Below are 402 nucleotides of genomic sequence, written 5' to 3' on the forward strand. Positions count from 1 at the left end.
GCCGAACAGCGCGGTGAGCGTGCAGAGGATGGCGGCGCCGTACAGGCCCATCAGCGGATTGAGGTGGGCGACCAGGGCAAAGGCCATCGCCTCGGGGACCAGGGCGAACGCGGTGGTGAGGCCGGCCAGCAGGTTCTGGCGGGCGGTGCTGGAAATCGGCGGCATGGGATCTTCGGTGGCGGCGGTGGGGGCGCGCGGACGGGCGGCGATGACCTTGCGCCGACGCGGGCGCGGGGCGGCGAACGAAGCCCGCGATGCGGCGTCCGGCGAGGCGTCCGATGGCTGCGCGGATAGTGGACGACCGGAGCGGCCGGCGGGGCCGCATGGCCGGCCGCCGTCGCGCAAGGCGGGTCACCTTGCCATGCTGCACCGCGTCAGGCAAGGCGAGGCATGGCGTCTCCG

General features: G+C 74.4%; 1 protein-coding gene. It reads right to left on the reverse strand.

Annotated features, from left to right (window positions below; all coding sequences use genetic code 11):
* Window positions 1-165 (reverse strand): SulP family inorganic anion transporter (locus ACH65_RS21050; protein ID WP_272913786.1); only part of this gene is annotated, 165 nt, incomplete at its 3' end.
* Window positions 166-402 lie beyond the last annotated feature (237 nt).

The organism is Frateuria defendens, assembly GCF_001182895.1.
GTDB lineage: Bacteria > Pseudomonadota > Gammaproteobacteria > Xanthomonadales > Rhodanobacteraceae > Frateuria_B > Frateuria_B defendens.